General features: G+C 65.2%; 26 protein-coding genes. 12 read left to right on the top strand and 14 right to left on the bottom strand.

The genetic code is table 11. The features are described 5' to 3' along the window. Nucleotides 1–78 precede the first annotated feature (78 nt). Both ftsH and AB6B38_RS08245 read left to right on the top strand, forming a co-directional pair. Nucleotides 79–2,016 (top strand): ATP-dependent zinc metalloprotease FtsH, encoded by a 1,938-nt coding sequence (gene ftsH, locus AB6B38_RS08250; RefSeq protein ID WP_371392374.1) that lies wholly within the window; start codon nucleotides 79–81, stop codon nucleotides 2,014–2,016. Nucleotides 2,017–2,021: 5 nt separating this feature from the next. Continuing rightward, entirely contained in the window at nucleotides 2,022–2,336 is a 315-nt protein-coding gene (locus AB6B38_RS08245) for a DUF167 domain-containing protein (protein WP_371392373.1), read from the top strand. Nucleotides 2,337–2,348: 12 nt separating this feature from the next. On the opposite strand, the gene AB6B38_RS08240 is transcribed toward AB6B38_RS08245, so the two are convergent. Genes AB6B38_RS08240 through AB6B38_RS08230 form a run of 3 tightly spaced genes read right to left on the bottom strand, consistent with a single transcriptional unit; the run spans nucleotide 2,349 to nucleotide 4,209 of the window. Then, nucleotides 2,349–2,789 (bottom strand): flagellar basal-body protein FlbY, encoded by a 441-nt coding sequence (locus AB6B38_RS08240; RefSeq protein ID WP_371392372.1) that lies wholly within the window; start codon nucleotides 2,787–2,789, stop codon nucleotides 2,349–2,351. A gap of 2 nt (nucleotides 2,790–2,791) precedes the next feature. Beyond that, nucleotides 2,792–3,112, bottom strand: coding sequence for a rod-binding protein (locus AB6B38_RS08235; RefSeq protein ID WP_371392371.1), 321 nt, complete (start codon nucleotides 3,110–3,112; stop codon nucleotides 2,792–2,794). After that, nucleotides 3,112–4,209 (bottom strand): flagellar basal body P-ring protein FlgI, encoded by a 1,098-nt coding sequence (locus AB6B38_RS08230; protein ID WP_371395081.1) that lies wholly within the window; start codon nucleotides 4,207–4,209, stop codon nucleotides 3,112–3,114. Before AB6B38_RS08230 ends, AB6B38_RS08235 begins: the two co-directional genes overlap by 1 nt. 239 nt (nucleotides 4,210–4,448) lie before the next feature. Between AB6B38_RS08230 and AB6B38_RS08225 the strand changes: the two genes are divergently transcribed. Both AB6B38_RS08225 and dksA read left to right on the top strand, forming a co-directional pair. Further along, a complete protein-coding gene (locus AB6B38_RS08225) occupies nucleotides 4,449–4,871 on the top strand; it encodes a flagellar assembly protein FliX (RefSeq protein ID WP_371392370.1) in 423 nt (140 codons plus the stop codon). 159 nt (nucleotides 4,872–5,030) lie between these two features. Next, a complete protein-coding gene (dksA, locus tag AB6B38_RS08220) occupies nucleotides 5,031–5,462 on the top strand; it encodes an RNA polymerase-binding protein DksA (protein WP_371392369.1) in 432 nt (143 codons plus the stop codon). A gap of 3 nt (nucleotides 5,463–5,465) precedes the next feature. Here dksA and AB6B38_RS08215 read toward each other — a convergent pair whose 3' ends face one another. The 6 genes from AB6B38_RS08215 to flgF all read right to left on the bottom strand — a co-directional run bounded on the left by AB6B38_RS08215 (nucleotide 5,466) and on the right by flgF (nucleotide 9,808). After that, entirely contained in the window at nucleotides 5,466–5,861 is a 396-nt protein-coding gene (locus tag AB6B38_RS08215; RefSeq protein WP_371392368.1) for a hypothetical protein, read from the bottom strand. After that, nucleotides 5,845–6,288, bottom strand: a complete 444-nt coding sequence (locus AB6B38_RS08210; RefSeq protein WP_371392367.1) for a hypothetical protein — start codon at nucleotides 6,286–6,288, stop codon at nucleotides 5,845–5,847. Before AB6B38_RS08210 ends, AB6B38_RS08215 begins: the two co-directional genes overlap by 17 nt. Before the next feature lie 88 nt (nucleotides 6,289–6,376). Further along, entirely contained in the window at nucleotides 6,377–7,180 is an 804-nt protein-coding gene (flgH, locus tag AB6B38_RS08205; RefSeq protein ID WP_371392366.1) for a flagellar basal body L-ring protein FlgH, read from the bottom strand. 19 nt (nucleotides 7,181–7,199) lie between these two features. Next, nucleotides 7,200–8,138 carry a flagellar basal body P-ring formation chaperone FlgA gene (flgA, locus tag AB6B38_RS08200; RefSeq protein WP_371392365.1) on the bottom strand — a complete coding sequence of 313 codons (939 nt, stop codon included), beginning with the start codon at nucleotides 8,136–8,138 and terminating at the stop codon, nucleotides 7,200–7,202. Nucleotides 8,139–8,167: 29 nt separating this feature from the next. Further along, nucleotides 8,168–8,953, bottom strand: a complete 786-nt coding sequence (gene flgG, locus AB6B38_RS08195) for a flagellar basal-body rod protein FlgG (RefSeq protein WP_371392363.1) — start codon at nucleotides 8,951–8,953, stop codon at nucleotides 8,168–8,170. A 27-nt stretch (nucleotides 8,954–8,980) separates the two neighbouring features. Beyond that, nucleotides 8,981–9,808, bottom strand: a complete 828-nt coding sequence (gene flgF, locus AB6B38_RS08190) for a flagellar basal-body rod protein FlgF (RefSeq protein WP_371392362.1) — start codon at nucleotides 9,806–9,808, stop codon at nucleotides 8,981–8,983. A gap of 186 nt (nucleotides 9,809–9,994) precedes the next feature. Between flgF and AB6B38_RS08185 the strand changes: the two genes are divergently transcribed. Genes AB6B38_RS08185 through AB6B38_RS08165 form a run of 5 tightly spaced genes read left to right on the top strand, consistent with a single transcriptional unit; the run spans nucleotide 9,995 to nucleotide 16,082 of the window. Continuing rightward, nucleotides 9,995–10,537, top strand: coding sequence for a flagellar basal body-associated FliL family protein (locus AB6B38_RS08185; RefSeq protein ID WP_371392361.1), 543 nt, complete (start codon nucleotides 9,995–9,997; stop codon nucleotides 10,535–10,537). 41 nt (nucleotides 10,538–10,578) lie between these two features. Beyond that, nucleotides 10,579–11,727 carry a flagellar motor switch protein FliM gene (fliM, locus tag AB6B38_RS08180; RefSeq protein WP_371392359.1) on the top strand — a complete coding sequence of 383 codons (1,149 nt, stop codon included), beginning with the start codon at nucleotides 10,579–10,581 and terminating at the stop codon, nucleotides 11,725–11,727. Continuing rightward, nucleotides 11,724–12,122 carry a DUF6468 domain-containing protein gene (locus tag AB6B38_RS08175; protein ID WP_371392358.1) on the top strand — a complete coding sequence of 133 codons (399 nt, stop codon included), beginning with the start codon at nucleotides 11,724–11,726 and terminating at the stop codon, nucleotides 12,120–12,122. Before fliM ends, AB6B38_RS08175 begins: the two co-directional genes overlap by 4 nt. Before the next feature lie 14 nt (nucleotides 12,123–12,136). Further along, complete coding sequence (locus tag AB6B38_RS08170; protein WP_371392357.1) at nucleotides 12,137–12,820, top strand: MotE family protein; 684 nt, start codon at nucleotides 12,137–12,139, stop codon at nucleotides 12,818–12,820. Beyond that, nucleotides 12,801–16,082, top strand: coding sequence for a hypothetical protein (locus tag AB6B38_RS08165; RefSeq protein WP_371392356.1), 3,282 nt, complete (start codon nucleotides 12,801–12,803; stop codon nucleotides 16,080–16,082). Before AB6B38_RS08170 ends, AB6B38_RS08165 begins: the two co-directional genes overlap by 20 nt. A 20-nt stretch (nucleotides 16,083–16,102) precedes the next feature. On the opposite strand, the gene fliE is transcribed toward AB6B38_RS08165, so the two are convergent. Genes fliE through flgB form a run of 3 tightly spaced genes read right to left on the bottom strand, consistent with a single transcriptional unit; the run spans nucleotide 16,103 to nucleotide 17,294 of the window. Continuing rightward, a complete protein-coding gene (fliE, locus tag AB6B38_RS08160; protein ID WP_371392355.1) occupies nucleotides 16,103–16,414 on the bottom strand; it encodes a flagellar hook-basal body complex protein FliE in 312 nt (103 codons plus the stop codon). 22 nt (nucleotides 16,415–16,436) lie between these two features. Beyond that, nucleotides 16,437–16,853 carry a flagellar basal body rod protein FlgC gene (gene flgC, locus AB6B38_RS08155; protein WP_371392354.1) on the bottom strand — a complete coding sequence of 139 codons (417 nt, stop codon included), beginning with the start codon at nucleotides 16,851–16,853 and terminating at the stop codon, nucleotides 16,437–16,439. 21 nt (nucleotides 16,854–16,874) lie between these two features. After that, nucleotides 16,875–17,294 (bottom strand): flagellar basal body rod protein FlgB, encoded by a 420-nt coding sequence (gene flgB / locus AB6B38_RS08150; RefSeq protein ID WP_371392353.1) that lies wholly within the window; start codon nucleotides 17,292–17,294, stop codon nucleotides 16,875–16,877. Between the two features lie 178 nt (nucleotides 17,295–17,472). On the opposite strand from flgB, the gene AB6B38_RS08145 reads away from it, so the two are divergent. The 3 genes from AB6B38_RS08145 (at nucleotide 17,473) to AB6B38_RS08135 (ending at nucleotide 19,271) form a co-directional block, all read left to right on the top strand. Continuing rightward, complete coding sequence (locus AB6B38_RS08145) at nucleotides 17,473–17,805, top strand: flagellar biosynthetic protein FliO (protein ID WP_371392352.1); 333 nt, start codon at nucleotides 17,473–17,475, stop codon at nucleotides 17,803–17,805. 80 nt (nucleotides 17,806–17,885) lie between these two features. Then, nucleotides 17,886–18,575: a flagellar type III secretion system pore protein FliP gene (fliP, locus tag AB6B38_RS08140; protein ID WP_371395080.1), complete on the top strand. Its 690-nt coding sequence runs from the start codon at nucleotides 17,886–17,888 to the stop codon at nucleotides 18,573–18,575. Between the two features lie 54 nt (nucleotides 18,576–18,629). Beyond that, on the top strand, nucleotides 18,630–19,271 hold the full coding sequence (locus AB6B38_RS08135; protein ID WP_371392351.1) for a YqaA family protein: 642 nt from the start codon (nucleotides 18,630–18,632) through the stop codon (nucleotides 19,269–19,271). Here the strand turns inward: AB6B38_RS08135 and AB6B38_RS08130 are convergent. Beyond that, nucleotides 19,268–19,486: a hypothetical protein gene (locus AB6B38_RS08130; RefSeq protein ID WP_371392350.1), complete on the bottom strand. Its 219-nt coding sequence runs from the start codon at nucleotides 19,484–19,486 to the stop codon at nucleotides 19,268–19,270. The genes AB6B38_RS08135 and AB6B38_RS08130 overlap by 4 nt on opposite strands. Continuing rightward, nucleotides 19,416–20,879, bottom strand: coding sequence for a glycosyltransferase (locus tag AB6B38_RS08125; RefSeq protein ID WP_371392349.1), 1,464 nt, complete (start codon nucleotides 20,877–20,879; stop codon nucleotides 19,416–19,418). The genes AB6B38_RS08130 and AB6B38_RS08125 overlap by 71 nt, the downstream gene beginning before the upstream one ends. Between the last annotated feature and the right edge of the window lie 42 nt (nucleotides 20,880–20,921).

The following is a 20,921-nucleotide window of genomic DNA, read 5'->3' as shown; positions in this document are numbered from 1 at the left end:
GTCAATGCTTGGTGCCAGACATGGCGCAGAGGTTACCGGACTTGAAGCGGGCATGCAGGCCCGGCGAAAGGTAAGTTGATGAATTTGCGTAATATCATGGTGTGGGCGATCCTGCTGGTATTGCTGGTTGCCCTGTTCAACATCCTCCAGGGGCCGCGCCCGGCCGCGCAGACCAATGAGCTTACCTACACCCAGTTCATGGACAATGTGGAGGCGGGCCGCGTCCGCGAGGTTACCATTGAGGGCCAGTCCATCACGGGCGAGCTGAGTGGCGGTCAGGCGTTCCGCACCGAAGTGCCTGCCGATGCGCGCGTGACCGATGCGCTGCGCCAGAACAATGTCCAGATTACCGCCCGCGCGCCGGCCGAAGGCGGCATGAACCTCTTTGGCATCCTGCTGAGCTGGTTCCCGATGCTGCTGCTGATCGGGGTGTGGATTTTCTTCATGCGCCAGATGCAGGGCGGCGGCAAAGGCGCGATGGGCTTTGGCAAGTCCAAGGCCAAGCTGCTGACCGAGAAAACCGGCCGGGTCACGTTCGATGACGTGGCGGGCATTGACGAGGCCAAGGAAGAACTTTCCGAGATCGTCGAATTTCTCAAAGACCCCTCCAAATTCCAGCGTCTGGGCGGCAAGATCCCCAAGGGCGCGCTGCTGATCGGCCCTCCGGGTACGGGTAAGACGCTGACCGCGCGCGCTGTTGCCGGTGAGGCGGGCGTGCCCTTCTTCACCATTTCCGGTTCGGACTTCGTCGAAATGTTCGTCGGTGTCGGTGCCAGCCGCGTGCGTGACATGTTCGAGCAGGCCAAGAAGAACGCGCCCTGCATCATCTTCATCGACGAGATCGACGCGGTGGGCCGTTCACGCGGTGCCGGCCTTGGTGGCGGCAATGATGAGCGCGAGCAGACGCTGAACCAGCTTCTCGTCGAGATGGACGGGTTTGAAGCCAATGAGGGCATCATCCTCATCGCGGCCACCAACCGGCCGGACGTGCTGGACCCGGCGCTGCTGCGTCCGGGCCGGTTCGACCGTCAGGTTGTTGTGCCGAACCCGGATATCACGGGCCGCGAGAAAATCCTCAAAGTGCATATGCGCAACGTGCCGCTGGCCGCTGATGTGGATCCGAAGGTCATCGCGCGCGGCACGCCGGGCTTTTCCGGCGCGGACCTGGCCAATCTGGTCAATGAGGCGGCCCTGCTGGCGGCGCGCCGCAATCGCCGTCTTGTCTCCATGGCCGAGTTCGAAGAAGCCAAGGACAAGGTGATGATGGGGCCGGAGCGCCGCTCCATGGTCATGGGCGAGAAGGAAAAGACACTCACCGCCTATCACGAGGCCGGTCACGCCATTGTGGCGCTGAAAGTGCCGGCTGCTGACCCGGTGCACAAGGCGACGATCATTCCGCGCGGGCGTGCGCTCGGCATGGTCATGCAGCTGCCTGAAGGCGACAAGCTGTCCATGACCCATCAGGAAATGACGAGCCGTCTGGCCATCATGATGGGTGGACGCATCGCCGAGGAGCTGAAATTTGGCAAGGACAATGTGACCTCGGGCGCCGCTAGCGACATCCAGCAGGCAACCCGCCTCGCCCGCGCCATGGTCACGCAATGGGGCTTCTCTGAAGAGCTGGGTCCCATCGACTATGCCGACAATCAGGGCGATGTGTTTCTTGGCCAGCAACTGGTCCAGCAATCGCGCACTGTGTCCGCCGAGACGGCTGCCAAGATCGAGCGCGAGGTGAAGGGTCTGGTCGAAGGCGGCCTTAACGAGGCGCGCCGCATCCTCACCGAGTACAACAAGGACTGGGAAGCCATCGCGCAGGGCCTGCTCGAATACGAGACGCTGTCCGGCGAGGAGATTACCGATCTGCTCAATGGCAAGCCGCCAGTGCGCAATACCGACATCCCCGCCTCCGGCGAAGGCCCCACCACGCCCGATAGTGCGGTGCCGGTCATCGATGATGAGGACGAGGATGAAGTGTCTGCGCCCGGCGGCATGGAGCCCAGGCCCGGCCCGGCCTGAGCGCGTTGAACGCAGACTGGATAAGCGATGAAGGCGAAGGAGCAATCCTTCGCCTTCGTGTTACGCCGAACGCCTCCAGAGACACGATAGAGGGCGTGGAGACCCGCGCCGACGGGCTGGCTTATCTGAAAATCCGCGTGCGCGCCGTGCCGGACAAGGGCGCGGCCAACATGGCAGTTCTCAAATTGCTGGCCAAAACGCTGGGCGTGCCGAAATCCGCGCTGGAGCTGGTTTCAGGTCATACCGCGCGGATAAAGACGGTGCGCATTGCCGGCCTGTCGCGCAGTGAGGCAGAGGCGCGGCTGACCCCTCAGACTTGAGGCTTTCTTGCATCAGGCGCTCTGGTTGACGGCTATCGCGCCTATCTGACTTGCGCGCGCCGATTGCGGGCCATAGCCGGCGTTCTGCGCCTTCTGGCGGACAGCTTCGTCGGCAATGGACTTTACCAGCCCCTCGGTAATGTCTTTGAGCGCTTCGACCACAACGCCATTGCGCTGCACGGCGGCGTCCAGCTTTTCCACGTTTGCCCGCAAGGACGCCTTGAGCGCCGGTTCCAGCCCCGAAAGACGTTCCGGATCGCTGGCGGCCAGCTGGGTTTCGCGCCGGTAGATATTGGCCAGCTGCATCTTCTCGTCCTGCAGATCGAAGGCTTTGTGCGGCTGGCGCGCCTCGAAATGGGCAGTCTCGGTATCAAATAGCTCGGTCAGGCGCGCCGTCAGGCGGACCAGAGCGGTTGCGCGCTCGGCAGGGGTTTTGGCGGCCAGTTCACTCATGGCTATGCTCCTGCTTCCTGAAGGCGCAGAATCTCGCGGGCCAGATCATCGGCCAGGCCAATGCCCCCTGCGCGCGCCATTACTTTCGCGTATTCCTCATTGAGCATGCCCCGGAAGGCGCTCTCGCCCGGCCCGCCGCCGAACATCTCGCTCTGTGTGCTCTCGCCCATCATCTGTTCCATGAGCTGGGCCAGGAAGACCGCCTCAAACTCCTCGGCGACGCGGCGCGCCTGTTCGGCATTGGTGATGCCGCCGGTGCCGGGCAGGGAGGGCTCGCGGGTCTGAAAAGCGCCCTGAACCTGACTGGCGAGGAAATCATCCATCACAGCACCTCGATCTCGGCCTGCAGGGCGCCTGCTGCCTTGATGGTCTGCAGGATGGTGATCATGTCGCGCGGCGAGACGCCCAGCGCGTTCAACCCGTCCACCAGCTCGCGCAAGGACACTGAGCCCTGCAGCACGCCCAGCTGCATGGAGTCTTCCTCGGCGGTAACCTGTGTGCGCGGCAGAACCACGGTTTCGCCTTCGGAGAAGGCGCCCGGCTGGCTGGCAATCGGGGTCTCGCTGACGGTGATGGTGAGATTGCCCTGCGCGATGGCCACGGTGGAAACGCGAACATTCTCGCCCATCACGATGGTGCCGGTGCTCTCATCAATGACAACGCGCGCGCGCATATCGGCGGCGACGCGCAGCTGCTCTACATCAGCCACCAAGCCGACCATATCGCCGGAAAAGCTTGCTGGGCGGCTGACCACGACGGTTGCCGGGTCGCTGGCATGGGCGGTGCCGGTGCCGATATAGGCGTTGATGGCGTCGGCCATGCGGCGCGCTGTGGTAAAATCGGGATTGCGCAAGGCGAGGCGGATTTCGTCGCGGCTCGCGAGGTCAAAGCGCAGCTCGCGCTCGATGATCGCGCCGTTGGAGATGCGGCCATTGGTTGGCACGCCGCGCGTGATGCTGGCGCCCTGACCCTGCGCGGTGAACCCGCCGACCGCGATAGAGCCCTGCGCTACCGCGTAGACCTGCCCGTCAGCGCCCATTAGCGGCGTGGCGATCAGAACGCCGCCTTGCAGGCTGCTGGCATCGCCCATGGCCGACACGGTGACATCCATGCGTGAACCTTGCGTGGCAAACGGCGGCAGATGCGCCGTCACCAGCACGGCGGCGACATTGCCGGTGCGCAAATCCGCATCGCGGATATTGACGTTGAAGCGCTCCATCAGCGAGTTCAGCGACTGGCGGGTGAAGGCCGAATTGCGCAGCGTATCGCCCGAACCGTCGAGGCCGACCACGAGGCCATAGCCAACCAGCTGGTTGTCCCGGACGCCCTCGATATCGGCAATATCCTTGATACGCGGATTGGCGTGAACCGGCGCGCAGAGCGCCAGGCCGAGGGCAAGGACAGTGATAATCCGGATCATCATCGGGCGCGGTTCTCCGCCTGGGTGTCTGTTCGCGCGTTAACCATGCGAAATGCGTGCCAGCTTCAGTAGCGCTAATGCACTGATATATAAGAGGCCGCTTTTCCAGGCGGGCGGCAAAACCATGACGGCACGCGGGCTGCCGGGAAGATTTTGCCGGGCGCGCGAAGCGGTTTAAGGGTCTGTTAAGCAAGCTTAAGCAATTTGCGTTTGATAAACCTGTCGAAGAGGCTCGACCGATGAAGATCACCGGTCCTGGCGGGACCCAGAGCACCAGCGCCCCGAAGCGCACCAGCCGCACGCAAGGCGGGTCTGGCAGCTTCGCGCCTGCCTCGCCGGCGCCAGCCCCGGCATCTTCGAGCATTGCCGGCACTGGGCCGGTCGCGTCGGTCGGATCGGTTGAGGCGCTTCTGGCGCTGCAGGGCGATCACGACGAGGCCGGTGCGCGCCAGCGTGCTACCGAGCGTGCCTTCAGCCTGCTCGATGTGCTCGACGATCTGAAAATCGCCCTGCTGGAAGGCGGCGTGCCGCGCTCCAAACTGGTCCGCCTCATGGACGTGCTCAAGGCGCGCCGCGAGTCGGTGTCCGACCCGCGTCTGGAAGCCATGCTGGACGAAGTTGAGACGCGCGCAGCGGTCGAGCTGGCCAAATACGACGCCTGACCGTGCGCATCTCAGAGCATTAGTGCCTGTAAGTCATAATGTTTTCACATTGGCATCAAACTTGCGCCGCAACGGTCATGCGTCGTTGACTTGATGAGTTGCGCCGATATTCTCCGCCGCGCTCATGGGCAGGGGCGTGAGCGTCATGGAGGCGGTCGTATGAGCGCGTTTGAATCCAAGATCGAGCTGCCTGAGGGGTATCGTCCCAGCGAGGACGAGGACTTCATGAATCCCCGGCAGAAGGAATATTTCCGCCGCAAGCTGATGGCGTGGAAAGACGAGATCCTGCGGGAGAGCAAGACCACGCTCTATGCCCTGCAGGAAGATATCGGCGCACTGCCTGACCTGGCTGACCGCGCATCCACCGAGACGGACCGTTCGCTGGAGCTTCGCGCCCGCGACCGCCAGCGCAAGCTGATCGCCAAGATCGAATCGGCCCTGCGCCGGATTGAGGAAGACACGTACGGCTATTGCGACGAGACCGGGGAGCCGATTTCGCTGGCCCGTCTGGACGCGCGCCCGGTGGCGACCCTCAGCCTGGAAGCCCAGGAGCGCCATGAGCGCTCGGAGCGCGTGCATCGCGACGACTGATACTCAGTCGATTCCGCGCGCGAAGCGCTCCGCATCGTCCCAGTTGTCAAAGGCGCGTGCCTTGAATCCCGCCTTGTGCAGCATTTTCGTCATGTAGGCGGCGTGCATCATGTTGGATGGGCCGTAGACATAGCCGATGCGCACATGCGCCGGCATATGCTGGACGAATAGCTCCCCGATCTTGATGAACTCTTCCAGCGAATGCTCCAGCTTGCACTGGGTGTAGTCGAGAATGATGGCATCGCGGTTCTCGCGCACGACGCGCTCTGAAAGCCGCTGCGCGTTGATGAGGCTGTCCTTCACGCGGTGAGTGCCGATCAGACGGGCGCAGAACACGTTTGCGTCCTCTAGCTCGAAGCGTTCGATGTTGAGGTCGGAAGCGTCAGGCGCTGCGGGCATGCAGGACCGGGCTTTCATGGTGTGTGACCGCGGCAAGCTGGGCGATCCTCACCTGTTCGCTTGCCCAGGCGATGGCCGGGCGGTGGCTGGCGAAGGGCTCGGTGATGATGCCCTTGCGCGTCAGCGTCCGCATGAGGGTGACGACAAAGCCGGCATGCTGGCGGGCGAGGACATAGGCGACGGGAAAGCCCGCCGGCAGACGCCCGGCGACCCGTCCGGCGAGCGTGCCGATCTGGAAGGTGTCATGGGTGTAGAGCATGCGCCGGTAGTCGAAGATGACGGCGTTGACGCCGCCCCTGGCAACCCGGTCGAGCAGCATGCCGCCCCGGTCACGGCTTATATCGGGCCGGTTGACGCCAAAGACGCGGACATACATCACCCGTTCGGGTTCCAGCATCCTTGTAATATATGAGAAACGCCCAGTCATTCGGCCCCCTTCGAGCTTTCGCCCGGGCGTTATCCTAGGAGCCGAATGATGAGCAAAGTGTTAGCATTTTCCGGTTCAGGGCGCGCTTCTAGAAGGGCCAGAGCAGATTGTAGATCTCCTGGCCGACCGGCGGGCGTTGCATCTCGGAGATATGGCCGCGGCCACCGTAGGATATGCGCGCTTCGGCGATCTTGGAATGGTCGATCGTGTTATCCGAGGCAATGTCCTGCGGGCGCACAATGCCGGAGATCAGAAGCTCGCGTACTTCGTTATTGATCCGCACTTCCTGACGCCCATGCACGATCATGTTCCCGTTCCACAGAACGTCCACCACGATGGCGGCGGCCGTCAGGCGGATCGTCTCGGAGCGGTTGACCGACCCGGCGCCGCGCGTGGAGCTGTTCGATCCCATATTGACGAGGTTCGCCGGGTCAACGGCGTCGTTGAAGAAGCCGTCGAGGGCCGCTTCTCCGCCGAAGAAATTGGGAATGCCGGCGCTTTCGGCTGTCACGCGTGAGCGGTTGGTCTGATTGTTCACCTGGGCGCGATCGGCAATATTGATGTTGACGGTGAGAATGTCCCCCACGCGCGCCGCACGCGGATCACCAAAGAAGGTGGACGAGTTCGACCGCCACAGCGAGTTCAGATTGCCGGTATCGTTCTGGCGGGCGGCGATGGCGGCCTGCAGGGCCTCCATCTGGCGCTCGCTTGCCGCGCCATGCTGTTCGGTAATGCCGACACCGCGAATGGCCGCGTCCGCCGACAGCGGAGACAAAGGCGGGGGCTGGCCGATATAGCTGGCGCGGTCACGTACCGCGCACGCGCTCATCGCCGTCAGGGCCAGCGCACAGACGCCAAGGCGGGCAAGGCGCGTCAGGTGGGTGTTGGGCATGATCGTCGTCTCCTGACGGTTAGAAAATGTGGCCGGAAGCACCCGTCACGCGCGCGCGGCCCGGGCCCTCGACCACACCTTCAACGGTGCGGTTCGATTGCAGGTTCACAAAGCGCGCGGTCTGGCCGAGCGCGGCATTTTCAAGCGCGCGTGCGCGCGCGGTCAGTGTCAGCGGGCCGGACTGGAAGACCAGCGCCACCGTTTCGCCGCGCGTGATGGCGGCCGGTTCGCGCAAATCATAGCCGCGAAGCGCCTCACCGGCCCGCAGGGCGCGGCGCGCTTCCTGACCGACAAGGGCGGTCTCGCTGGTGATGGCGTCGGCGCGGATACGGTCAGAGCGCATGCGCACCCATTCGATATCGCCAGCCTCGATCACCTCGCCGCGCGCCAGCGGGCGGGCCAGTACCGGCACGTCCAGCACGGGGTCGGCGCGGCCCGTCACGGTGACAGGATCGCCGCCCTCATGGCTGCGGATTTCGGCGCGGAAAGGCCCGGTGCGGCCATCCAGCTCCAGACGGACAATCTCTGGCGCGGCGGCGGCATCAATCGGCGCGTGGATGGACATCATGCGGTTGGACAAGGTGACTTCATGGCTGCGCCCGGTCTCGCGGTACATGTGCGCGGCAATCAGCTCGGCAATATCGCCCGCCGACAGGCTTTGCGAGGCGCGCTCCACGGCAACGCGTTCAATGCCGGTGGCGTTTGCCCATTCCAGTCCGTTCCGGCTGGCCTGACGGCTGACCCAGGCCGGGTCCAGGAAGGTGCGCGCGCCTGGCTGCGGTGCGCGTGCCAGCGTGACCTGTGCCGCCTCGCCCTCGACCCCTTCGAACAGATCGCCCAGCGTGACAACGGCCCCCTCGACCACCACCCGTTCGCGCAGAAGCACGTTCTGCTGGGCGGCGGCATAGGCGGTGCCGAGGATCGCGAGGATCAGGGCGGCGGTGAGCATGCGCATCATGGCGGCTATCCTTGCCTTGCAGGTGTGGGCTAGCGGAGATTTGCAGAAGCGGCGAGCATTTCGTCGGCGGCGCTGATGACGCGGGCATTCATCTCGTAGGCCCGCTGGGCGCGGATCAGCGCGGTGATTTCGGTGACGGCGTCTACATTGGAGGTTTCCACGAAACCCTGCCGGATGATGCCGAAGCCCGGCTGGCCGGGTACGCCGACATTGGCCGCGCCGGAGGCGGCGGTTTCGAGGTAGAGATTGTCGCCCGCCGCCTCGAGGCCCGCCTCATTGGCAAAGGTGATAAGCTCCAGCTGGCCGAGGATTTGAGGCTCGGCATCGCCGTCCATCATCACCTGGACCTGCCCCTGCTGGTTGACGTCCACCCGTCGCGCCTCTTCCGGGATGGCGATGCCCGGCATGACCAGATAGCCGTCAGAGGTGACAAGCTGGCCTTCCGGGCTGCGCGAGAAGCTGCCTGAGCGGGTATAGGCTTCGCCGCCATTGGGCAGCTCGATGCGGAAATAACCCCGCCCTGAAATCGCCAGATCCAGCTCATTGCCGGTCTGTGAGAGGCTGCCCTGCTCGGTGATGCGGTAGACTGAGCCAGCCTGCACACCCAGACCGATCTGCAGGCCGGTCGGCACGATGGTGCCCGCATCAGAGCTGGCAGCCCCGACCTGGCCCATATTCTGGTAGAGCAGATCCTGAAACTCGGCACGCTGCCGCTTGAAGGCGGTCGTGTTCATGTTGGCGAGGTTGTGGGCGATCACCTCGACATTGAGCTGCTGGGCTTCCATTCCCGTGGCGGCGGTAGACAGTGCGCGCATCAGTTGGGTTTCCTTGTCAGTAATTCACTAGCCGGGCCGGCCAAGACGCTCGATGGCCTTGCGGCTGAGCTCGTCGGCCTGCTGGAGCATGCGGGTAACGGATGAGTAGGCGCGCGACACTTCCATCATGGAGGTGATCTCCATGATCGGGCGCACATTGGAGCTTTCGACAAATCCCTGCCGGATGACCGGTTCGAGCGCGAGTTCGCGCGGCGCGTCCTCCGGGGCGGTGTAGAGATTGTCGCCAATCTTGGAGAGCAGGCCATTATCCTCGAACCGGGTAATGGCGATGCGGCCCGCGACAAGCCCGTCCTGGCTGACCTCGCCATTGGCAAGGATCGTGACAGGCCCCGCTTCCGGGTCGATGGTGATGGGTGCGCCGCCTTCGCCCAGCACGGGCGCGCCATTGGCCGAAGTGAGCGTGCCGGCGGCATCCATGGAAAACCGGCCATCGCGGGTAAAGCGCTCGCCTTGCGGCGTATCAATCGTGAAGAAGCCATCGCCGGTGATGGCAACGTCCAGCGGGCGGCCGGTCTGCTCCAGCGAGCCCTGGCTGAAATCGCGGCCCATGCCCCACTCGGCGACATAGTTCAGGCGGGCAGGGCCATCCTCGGCGCGGGCGCGGGTATAGGGGTCCGCTTCGACCAGCAACTGCTCGGCCTTGAACCCGGCCGTCGAAACGTTCGCGATATTGTTGGCAGTGATGTCCATGGCCCGGCGCAGCACCTGCTGCTGGCTCAGACCTATCATCATCATGTTGTCCATCGCGCCGTCCTCGCCCTTTCTGGCCGTGTGCCGCGTACGACCGGACTTTTGCCAGCCGCGCTGGCCGGTCCATCGCAAGGGCCGTGCCATGGTTAATGTCGATTAATTACAATGGGTTGTGTCGAAGGTCATGCGGCATAAACCGCCAGGCCCGGCAGGCAATGCAGTTCAATGCGGAAAAAACTGCCTATCGGGAGACTTTCCCAACGGATCGTTAACCGGGACGCCCCCTAATCCTTGATGAAGCGTGAATCAGTGCGATCTGGCGGGATCATCATGGCCGAAGAAAACGACGAAAACGAAGACGCAGCGGACGGCGAGAATGCCGAGGGCGAAGGCAAATCAAAGCCTGATATCAAGAAGCTGGCGCTGTTCATCGGTCTGCCGGCCGTCATCCTCATTCTGGCGCTGGTAGCTGGCGGGCTCTTCCTGTTTGGCGGTGGCGGTGATGACGACGAGGCGCTGGATGGCGAGGGCGAGGCGGAGATGGCCGAGATCCGGCCGGACCTTCACAGCTTTGAAATCGAGCAGCCGCTGGTCGTGCAGATTTCCGGCTCGGGCAATACGCGGCCGATCCTGACGCTGAAAGTGAGCTTCGAGTTCACGGATCCGGCGGTGGAGCTGGCCCTGCAGGCGGGTATGCAGCGCATTCTCGACCAGTATCAGGGCTTCCTGCGCGAGCTGACCCCTGACGATATTGCCGGGTCTGCCGGCCAGCACCGCCTGCGCCTGGAATTGCTGCGCCGGACCAATCTGGCGATTGCGCCCGCCCAGGTGGACCGCGTCCTGCTGACTGAAATCCTGATAACCCAGACCTGATACAGCCCGTTCACACGAAGAGATAAAGACCGGATTGCGCGATGAGTGATGTAGATCAGGAAGCCTTGGCCGCTGAATGGGAAGCGGCCGCCAGCGCCGAACAGCCCGACTTTGATGCTGCCGGTTCGGATGCGCTTGCGTCTGAATGGGAGGCCATGGTCGGCGCCGATGGCGAGACCTTCCTGCCCCAGCAGGGCGCACAAGGCCCTGAGCGTATCCTCAATCAGGACGAGATCGACAGCCTTCTGGGCTTCTCCGTCTCGGACGAGGACGGAGCCGAGCGCTCCGGCATACGCGCGATCATCAACTCCGCGCTCGTCTCCTATGAGCGCCTGCCCATGCTGGAGATCGTCTTTGACCGCCTTGTGCGGCTGATGACGACATCTTTGCGCAATTTCACCTCCGACAACGTGGAGGTGAGCCTCGACAATATCTCCTCCATCCGCTTTGGCGACTATCTCAACTCCATTCCGCTGCCTGCCATCCTGTCGGTGTTCCGGGCGCAGCAGCTGGACAATTACGGACTGCTGACGGTCGATTCCAACCTGATCTACTCGGTGGTGGACGTGCTTCTGGGCGGGCGGCGCGGTACCAGCGCCATGCGTATCGAGGGGCGGCCCTACACGACCATTGAGCGCACACTGGTCCAGCGCATGATCGAAGTGGTGCTGGCCGACGCCAAGCAGGCGTTTGCGCCGCTGACCGAAGTGGACTTCACCCTCGACCGGGTGGAGACCAATCCGCGCTTTGCCGCCATCGCCCGGCCTGCCAATGCAGCCATTCTCGTCAAGCTGCGCATCGATATGGAGGACCGCGGCGGGCGAATCGAGCTTCTTCTTCCCTATGCGACGCTTGAGCCCATCCGCAAAATGCTCCTCCAGCAATTCATGGGGGAGAAGTTCGGACGGGACAATATCTGGGAAAGCCACCTCGCGACCGAGCTGTGGTCCACGCAGATGGAGGTTCACGCCGTCGTTGACGAATTGCAGCGGCCCCTTGGCGAGATCATGAAACTTCAGGTCGGGGACACCATTATGCTTGATGCCGGACCCGATAGCGCCGTCGAGCTGCGCTGCGGCACCATTCCACTGACGCGCGGGCGCATGGGCCGCCTGGCCCATAACGTGGCCGTGCGCCTTGATTCGCCGCTGACACCCGCCGCACGGCGCACCCTGACGAGGTTCACATGAGCATGGCCGCCTTCCTGTTCGAAGCGCTGATCGGTGTCCTTCTGGTGGGCGCCGCGGTGATGTGCTGGCGCGTCGACCGGCGGCTCAAAGCCCTGCGCGACGGGCAGGACGGACTCAAGGAGACCGTATCTGCGCTCAATGATGCGGTGGACCGCGCGCGCGCTGGCCTCGCCGCGCTGGACCGGGCCTCGAAAGAAACTGGCGAGGTGCTCGAGCACCGCACAGTTGAAGCGCGGGCGCTGGCTGATGAGCTGCGTCTTCTCACTAGTGCAGGCGAGACGCGTCTTGACCGTTTTGAGCGCGCCCGCCGCCCGCAGGCGGCCAGCGAGCTGCCCCGTGAACGCGAAGGCGCACAGCATCCGCGTGAGCGCGAACACCTCAAGACACTGCGCTAGGAGAAGTCTGATCCATGCCCGGCCTTCGTCCCCTTGCCGTGATTGCGATATTGCTGGCGGCCATGTTTGCGCTCAAATCAGTGTCGCTGGCCGACAGCGCCGTGGCGCTGATGAGCACGCAAGGCGCAGACGAGCCGCAAGTGCTGGCCCCGCGCGCGGAGCCGGAAGACCAGCCTGAAACCGCGCCGCCAGCCGTGACGCCTGCGCCCGTGTTTGAACCTGAACCCGATGAGTTCAACGTGACGCGCTCCCAGTTCCAGCTGTGCGAGCTGGTGGAGAACCGGCGCGTGGAGCTGGATATGCGCGAGGAGGATCTCGATACCCGCGAGGCGCTGCTGGAAGTTGCCGAACAGCGCATCGAGGCGCGTATCGCGCGCATGGAAGCGCTGGAGACCAGCCTGGAAACGCTTCTGGGTACGCTGGAAACCGAGCGCGAGCGCCGCGTTGGCGAGATCGTTTCGGTCTACGCCCAGCTGGAGCCGGAAAACGCAGCCGCGATCATGTCGCGCATGGACGAGGATACGCTGGTCCTGCTGGCTGAATCCCTGCAGCGCGATCAGGCGCGGCGCTATGCGGCGATCCTGGCGGAGATGGACCCCGGCTTCGCGGCGGAGCTGACCTTGCGGCTGCGCTCGCGTGCCAATCCGCCTGAAACCCAGACCGAGGTGGAGGCCCGCCTTGCCGGCCGGGACAGCTAGACCTGCCATCCTTGCGGTGGCGTTGCTCCTTGCGGGGCTGACCCAGGGCGCGTGGGCGCAGGTGACGGGCAGCGTTGGCGTGGAGCGCACCCCTGCCAGCACGCGTCTGGTCATCACCTATCCTGAATCCATGGGCGGCGATCTGTCGGCGGAGGCTGAAATTGCCGCTGGCGCGGTGCTCGTCGCGCGCTTTTCACAGCCTGTCTATTTCGATGCCCCGTCCATTCCCGCCCAGACTGGCGGGCTGGCGGCCATGGCGCGTCTGGACGAGGATGGCCGCACCTTGCGCCTTGCGCTGAATCGTGAGGCCGAGCCGCATGTCAGCATCTCGCACAATGTCATCGCCATTGATCTGACAGCACCCGGCGCGTCCGCGCCTGCGCCCATCGTGTCGCAGTTCGAGCGCAACGCCCGTGCCGAGGCGCAGGCCGCTGCCGAGCGCGCCGCGGCGGCCAATGCGCCGCCCCCGCCGGCCAATGTTGCCGTGCGCACCGGCGAGGCGGCGGAATATACCCGGATCGAATTCTCATGGCCGTCGCCCACCGGCTATGCGCTGGAAACCGGTAATCGCCGCGCGATCCTGCGTTTTGATGCGCCGGGCGAAGTTGATCTGCGCCAGCTTTCTGCCAGCCCGCCCCGCCTGATCGGGCAGCTGCGCGGTGCCAACGAGGATGGCGGTCTGACGATCTCGCTGCGCCTCGACGAGGGTGCTTCGGCCCGCGCGTGGGACGATGAGGATGGCCGCCGCATCGTGCTGGATGTGCTGCCTGAGGGTCATGTGTCGCCTGAAGCCCTGCTGGCCGCGCTGGGCGGGCTTGAGCCGGAGACGCCGCCCGCCGGCGAGCCGCAAGCGCCCGAGCCGGAACCGGTGGCCGTGGCGGGGATCCGCCCGGACCCGGTGCCGGAAAGCGGTATTGTGCGCGTGCGCCTGACGCGCAGCGGCAATGATGCGCTTTTGCACTTTGAGTGGGCGCACCTGCCGGGACTGGCCGTTTTCCGCCGCCCCGAAGCCGTGTGGCTGGTGTTCGACGCGCGCGCCGAGCTGGATGTGTCGGAGCTGTCTGACGCCCCGCGCCGCCATGTACGCAGATATCAGGTCGTGGCCGGAGAGGATTATACCGCGCTGCGTATCGAAGCGGCCGAAGCCACCCTGCCTGACCCTGTTGCGGCGGGCGCCACTTGGACGGTCGGCCTGCGCGACAGCATTGACCAGCCCTCACGCCCGGTCGTGCTGATGCGCGAGACGCCGCCCGGCGAACCGGCCCGCCTGCGCATTGGTCAGGAGGGCGCGCGCTCTGCCGTCAGGATTGATGATCCCGTGATGGGCGACAGCCTTCTGGTGCTGACCGCCGATGGGGCCAAGAGCGGTGTTCTTCTGCCCTACCGCATGGTCGAGGCGCACATATTGCCATCGGTGCACGGCGTTGCAGTGCAACCGCTGGCGGACGATCTGGAACTGACCCTGCTGGAGGGCGGCGCGCAGCTGTCCCGGCCGGGCGGCATGGCCCTGTCGCGCTCTGGCGGGCCGGCATCCATGGCTGATGCGGTAATGCCGACCTCGCCCGCGTTTACTGATCTCGTGGCATGGCGGGGGAACGAAGATTATCAGAGCGGCCTGACGCGCGCCCTGTATCGTGCCTCTGGCGGGGAGCCGAACGAACTTCTCAATCTGGCCCGCTTCTATCTGGCGTGGGAGCTGGCACCCGAAGCGCTGGGCGCGGCACGGCTGGCAGCGCAGGGCGATGGCGAGCTGGCCGACAGTGTGGAGCTGCGTGTTATAAACGGTATCGCCATGCTGATGATGGGCCGCCTGCCGCGCGCCGAAGTGTTTCTTTCCGGCTCCGCCCTCAATGAAGACCCGGCCGTACAGCCCTGGCGCGGGCTGATAGCCGCACGCCGGTCGGACTGGGCCGAAGCGCGCCGCCGGTTCGATGCCGCCGAAGGAACGGGCTTCTTCCTCGATCCGCTCTGGCGCGCGCGCATTCAGGCAGCCCATGCCCGCGCCGCAGCCGAGACGGGCGATATCGGCACGGCCTTGCGTCTGCTTGATGGGATCGACCCCCAGCTGGACGATCCGCAGGCGCGCGCCGAAGCCGAATTTGCCGCCGCGCGCGTGGCGGCGCTGTCCGGGCGCAATGACGAGGCGATCAGGCGTTTCGCCGCTCTGGCTGAAGACCCGTGGCTGCCCATTCAGGCGGTGTCCCTGCTCAATCAGGTGCGTCTGGAGCTGGCAGAAGAACGCATAGCGCCCACACAGGCCGCCGATACGCTGGCCAGCACCGCCTTGCGCTGGCGCGGCGATGATACCGAGCTAGAAGCGGCCCGCCAGCTGGGCGCGCTCTACGCCGAAGCCGGCCGCTATGGCGAGGCGCTCGAAGTGATGAGCCAGGCGCGTCTGCGCCAGCCGGGCAGCGCCACGGCGCGGCGCATCGCCTCGGACATGGACGCCCTGTTCCGCCGGCTGTTTCTGGATGATGAGGCCGCGCGCATGTCGCCGCTGGAGGCTCTGTCGCTCTTCAACGAGTACGCATCCCTGACCCCGCAGGGCGCGGATGGTGACCGGATGGTGCGCCGCGTGGCCGAGCGTCTGGTGGCGGTGGATTTGCTCGACCCGGCCGCGCAGCTTCTCCAGCATCAGGTCGATAACCGCTCCATGCCCGCGCAGGCGCGCGCTGCCATCGCATCGGATCTGGCCGTCATCTATCTGATGGGCCGCCGCCATGAGGAGGCGCTGCGCACGTTGCGTGCCACCCGTGTGACCGGGCTGGCATCCGCGCTGGTTACAGAGCGCCGCCTGCTGGAAGCGCGCGCCATGGCCGGGATTGGCCGGGCGGACCATGCGCTGGAAATGATTGGTGATGATGACAGCGCCCCGGCGCGCCGCCTGCGCGCTGATATCGCCTGGGAGCAGCGCGACTGGGCGGGTGCCGCGCGCGGACTGGAAGCGGTGCTGGGCGCGCGTTGGCGCGAGGACGGCCCCCTGAGTGACACCGAATCGCGTGATGTCATGCGCGCGGCGATTGCCTATGCGCTTGTAGGCGATAGCGGATCACTGGAACGGATCGAGGCGCGCTATGGCGAGGCCATGGCCACAACCCGCCATCGCGGGGGCTTCAGCCTTGTCACGACCGAACTGCCAGCGCCGGGCGACCGGCGGCTGACAGAGCTGGTCTCCAGCCTCGCCAGCCGGGGCACGATGGATGCGTTTCTGGCAGGGTTTGCACGCCGCTTCGAGGCAGGCGAGGGGCAGGGGCCGTCCTGAGACTTGACGGACGGTCTGCCCTAGATCGGCATGCGCAGGATTTCCTGATAGGCCCGGATCACCTGATCGCGCACGGCGATGACGGTTTCCAGCTGCACCTCTGCGGCGGCCATGGCGGTGACGACATCAACCAGCTCGGCCTGTCCGGCGGCGTTCTGCGCGGTCAGGCTTTCTGATGCCTGCATGACGGCCTGCGTTTCGCTCAGCGCGTTCATTACCATGTCGCCAAAGCCGGATGCGACCGGATTGCCTGCGCTGGCAGCGCTGGCGGCATTCGGGTCGGACACCTGGCGGGCGGCCTGTGCATAGGCGCGGATGGCTGCAAGATCCATCGTTCAGTCTCCGGTCAATTCTCTAGCGGCGCAGAAGGTCCAGCGTGCGCTCCATCATGCGCCGCGTGCCTTCCACCATGTTCATGTTCGCCTCGTAGGAGCGCTGTGCCTCGCGCATGTCCATCAGCTCGATCAGGCTGGAGACATTGGGATAGCGCACATAGCCCTCGCCGTTGGCGGCCGGGTGGCCCGGCTCATAGACCATACGGAAATCCGATTCGTCGGCGCGCACGTCGGCCATGCGCACAAGGTTGGCCCCGGTAACCCGGTCCAGCTCGGCGCGGAAAACCGGCATCTGGCGCTGATAGGGGTCTTCGTCCGGCGTGCGCCCGGTAGAGGATGCATTGGCCAGGTTCTCCGCAATGATGCGCATGCGCGCGGACTGGGCACGAAGGCCCGCCGCGGCGATCTGCAAGGTATCTGATGCGTTGTTGGACATGGCTTATATCCTTCCCTTGCCTTACGCGCCCGGCCCTCTGGCCGCCATGCGGATGAGTGACAGGCTCTTCTGGTAAAGCCCCAGCGCGGTTTCAAAGCGCATCCGGTTCTCGCCGGAGCGCACCATCTGCTCTTCCAGCACGACCGAATTGCCGTTGATCGTGGTTTCGCTATCCGGCGTTGCCATGGAGCGCCATGCGCCCGATCCGCCAGAATTGACCCGCCCCTGAATATGGCCCGCTTCAGTGGCGCTCAGCGTGACCCGGCGGGTGGTCTCCGCGCCGGACAGGGCGCGCTCGAACTCGCTTTGCGGAATGTCGCCGGGGACATAGCCGGGCGTATTGGCGTTGGCGACGTTTTCCGCGATCACGCGCTGGCGGTCGGAGTGATAGCCGAGCGCCTGGCGCAGAATGCCAAGGACTGGAATGTCATCCGGACGCATGCGTTTTGCTTCCTGTTTTCGCGCTGGCCGTTCTGGCGCGCATAAGGCTCCAATCCAAGCCTTGTGCTGATGCGGTTAAGAGTGGCTTAACCAAAGCCGCGACTCCCGCTAGCGATTGAAGTCCGCAAGAAGGGATTGGTGCCGAGGGGCTGCGCCTGTCCGCCGGGGAGCGCGCCAGATGGACGTAATGGATTTCGGACGCTATTTCGCGGCGCTTCTGCTCGTGCTGGGCCTGCTTGGCGGGCTGGCACTGCTGGCGAGGCGGGCAGGGCTGGCTCACTTTCTGCCCAGCATTCAGCGCTCCAATGCGCCGCGCCGCATGGAAGTGGCCTCCACCCTCATGCTCGATCCGCGCCGCCGCGTGGTGCTGGTGCGCGTGGATGATGAGGAGCATGTGATTCTGCTGGGGTTGGCTGGCGAGACCGTGCTCGACCGCCGCCCCGCCCCGCCGCGCTTTGAACCGGTAGAGCCGGGCATGGCCGATGGCACCGCGCCGGAGGATCCAACCTGATGGCGTGGTTGCGGTCCGGACCGGCGCTCCTGTGGAGCCTCGCGCTCGCCCTGCTGCTGGCCGGGCTGGCGTTTGGCGGCATGGCCGAGGCGCAGTCAATCAGCATTGATGTCGGCGAGGAGGATGGCCTGACCGAGCGGGTGATCCAGCTCGTCATCCTGTTGACGGTGCTGTCGCTGGCTCCGTCCATCCTCATCATGACGACGAGCTTTGTGCGCATTATCGTCGTGCTGTCCCTGCTGCGCACGGCGGTCGGCCTGCAGCAGAGCCCGCCCAATGCGGTGCTGGTTTCGCTCGCCCTGTTCCTCACCGCCTTCATCATGGCGCCGGTGTTCACGCAAGCCTATGGCGAGGGCATCCAGCCCTATCTTGATGGCGAGATCGAAACCGAGGAGGCGTTCGAGCGCACCACCTCGCCGGTGAAGATGTTCATGCTCGCCCATACGCGCGAGGATGATCTGGCGCTGTTTTTCGACATCGCGCAGGTGGAGGTGGAAACGCCTGAAGCCACGCCGCTGCATGTGGTCGCGCCCGCCTTCATGATTTCAGAGCTGCGCCGGGCCTTCGAGATCGGTTTTCTGCTTTTCATCCCCTTCCTGATTATCGACCTGGTGGTGGCCTCCATCCTGATGTCGATGGGCATGATGATGCTGCCGCCGATCATCATCTCGCTGCCATTCAAGCTGATCTTCTTCGTGCTGGTTGATGGCTGGCGTCTGGTGACCGGCTCTCTGGTGGAAAGCTTCCAGACCGGCCTGCCGGGTGGGTAGCGGCGTTAGGCCGCTTTTGCGCACCGCTGCCAAGCGGGTAAAGACCGGCTGGTGATGAGCAAGCCCGATACCCGCCCCGCATCGAGATCGCGCCCCTCAGGGTGGTCGCGCACCGTGCGGCTGGTCCGCTTGCGCCTGATACGCGCGGCGAGGGGGAAATGGGCCGTGCCTGCCCTTTTCGTTGGCTCTTTCATCGATTCCACGATCTTTCCCTGGCCGGTCGCCCTGCCGCTGGCCGCCCAGATGCTGCGCGGGCGCCGCTTTGTCTTTCCGGCTGCGGCAGCAGCGGCCCTGGGGTCGATTCTGGGCGGCCTGCTGGTCTACACGCTCGCCCGGCTGGCCTTTGATGCCATTGCACCGATGATCGTTGACGATAGCGGCGCGGCGGCAACCCTGTCAGACGCGCGTGCGCGCATCGAGACGGGCGGCGCACTGGCGGTGTTTGCCGCCATGCTGACGCCTGTGCCGGTACAGCTGACCAGCCTGGCAGCAGGGCTGGCGGGCGTTGGCGGGGTGTGGTTCGCGCTGGCGATCACGCTGGGGCGGGGCCTGCGCTATTTCGCCATGGGGCTGGTGCTCTATGCGGTGGGCGACCGGATCGTGGCGGGCTGGCTGTGGCTGCCCCGCTGGGGCCGGTGGCTGCTGATCGCGTTTTTCGCCGCGCTGTTTGTCTGGCTGATCGCGCTATCTTTCTAGAAGGTGCGCACGCGCTGGCCGGTTTCAATGCCGATAAAGCTGAGCAAATGGGCCAGCAAGAGCAGCAGGAAGATCGCAAGAGCGATGCAGATCAGCGTCCACGGCACCATGCGTGGCCCGTGCACCGGGTTCCACGGCCGTCCGCTACGCCACGCGCTGAAGGCGAACAGGGCCAGCCCCGCAATCATCAGGATGAGCGTGAGGGTAAGGCTCATCGGGGGCCATCCTGTGCTGGGCGGTAATGCCGTGTTCGGTCTTCGCCCACACATAAGGTTGGCTGCCAATCTCGCGCAAGCCCCGGATGGCGGCGGGCGTCTGCAAGAGCCAGTAGGCGGGCAGCATGGCAAGATCGCGCGCCAGCGGCTTGAACCCCGCCCGGCGTGCGCCAGTGGCCGCTGCCAGTATCGCCGCGCCGTATCCGGCCAGCGCAGGCAGCACGATCCAGGGCAGGCTGGCGGCGGCAAGGCTGCTGGCGGTCATCCAGATGACGAAGAGAGCCGCCGGCCCGTGCGCCAGCGCACTCAGGACATTCATGCCCAGTGATGCCTGCAGGGATACAAGTCCGCCAAATCCGCTCTCGCTGACGAGCCCGCCGGGCTGGCGCATCTGCACACACCAGCTGATCGCATGACCTTTCAGCCAGCGGCTGCGCTGGTGCGTCCAGGCTCGGCGCGTAACAGGCGCTTCCTCCAGCGTGCCATGCGTCACCATGCCGGTCTTCCAGCCATGGCGCGCCAGACGGAAGCCCAGATCCGCATCCTCGGTGACATTGTGGGCGTCCCAGCCCCCGCAGACCAGAAGTGCATCGCGCGAGAAGACATTGCTGGTGCCGCCCAGCGGCAGCGGCCAGCCCATCCGCAGGAAAAGCGGCAGCAGAACATGGAATTGTGCGGCATATTCCAGCGCGAACATGCGCGTCAGCCAGTTTTCCGACCGATTATACCAGCCCAGAGGGGCCTGCACGCAGCCCAGCGCCGGGTCTGCGGCAAACGCTTCTGCCGCGGCGCGCAGCTGCTGCGGGGCAGGGGCGTCCTCCGCGTCATAGACGGCGACCAGCTCGCCCGTCGTGCGCTGCAGCGCGAAATTGAGGGCTTTGGGTTTGGTGCGCGGCCCCACGGGCGGTACCGCCATGACGCGCACGGGCAGGCGGCTGGCATTGGCTTTCGCGGCCGCGTGGGCGGCGCGCAACGTCTCCCAGTCATCGGCCTCTATGGCGAGGGCGACGTCCATCCGGTCGCGCGGATAGTCCATGCGCGCCAGCTGCTCTACCAGACCGGCAACGACAGATGCCTCCCGGTGAAGCGCTACCAGCACGGTTACCGAGGGCAGGGCATGGGTAAGCACTGTGCGGCGCGCGCTGGTATGGGCGGGCAGCATCGAAGCGGCCAGGCGCAGGCCGGCAACCCCTAAAAACAGGAAGGCCGCCAGCAGGCCCAGCACGGCCAGCCCGGCGCCTGCACTTATCAGCTCCAGAATGACCAGAAAGCTGGCAGGCCCGGCCCACAGGACATGAGGCACACCCAGCGGATGGGCGGCGCTGGCCTGCGGGGTTTGGTCTGCAAGGGCGTAGGCAGCCCGGTATGCCTGCGAATGGCTGCGTGTGGCCATGATCGCACTGACCGGGGTGGACGCCAGTGACGGTGCGTGACG

Origin of the sequence: Glycocaulis abyssi, assembly GCF_041429775.1 — a bacterium.
Lineage (GTDB): Bacteria > Pseudomonadota > Alphaproteobacteria > Caulobacterales > Maricaulaceae > Glycocaulis > Glycocaulis abyssi.
The sequence above is the reverse complement of the archived record's forward strand: the minus strand, read 5'-3'. Positions and strand labels throughout refer to the sequence as shown.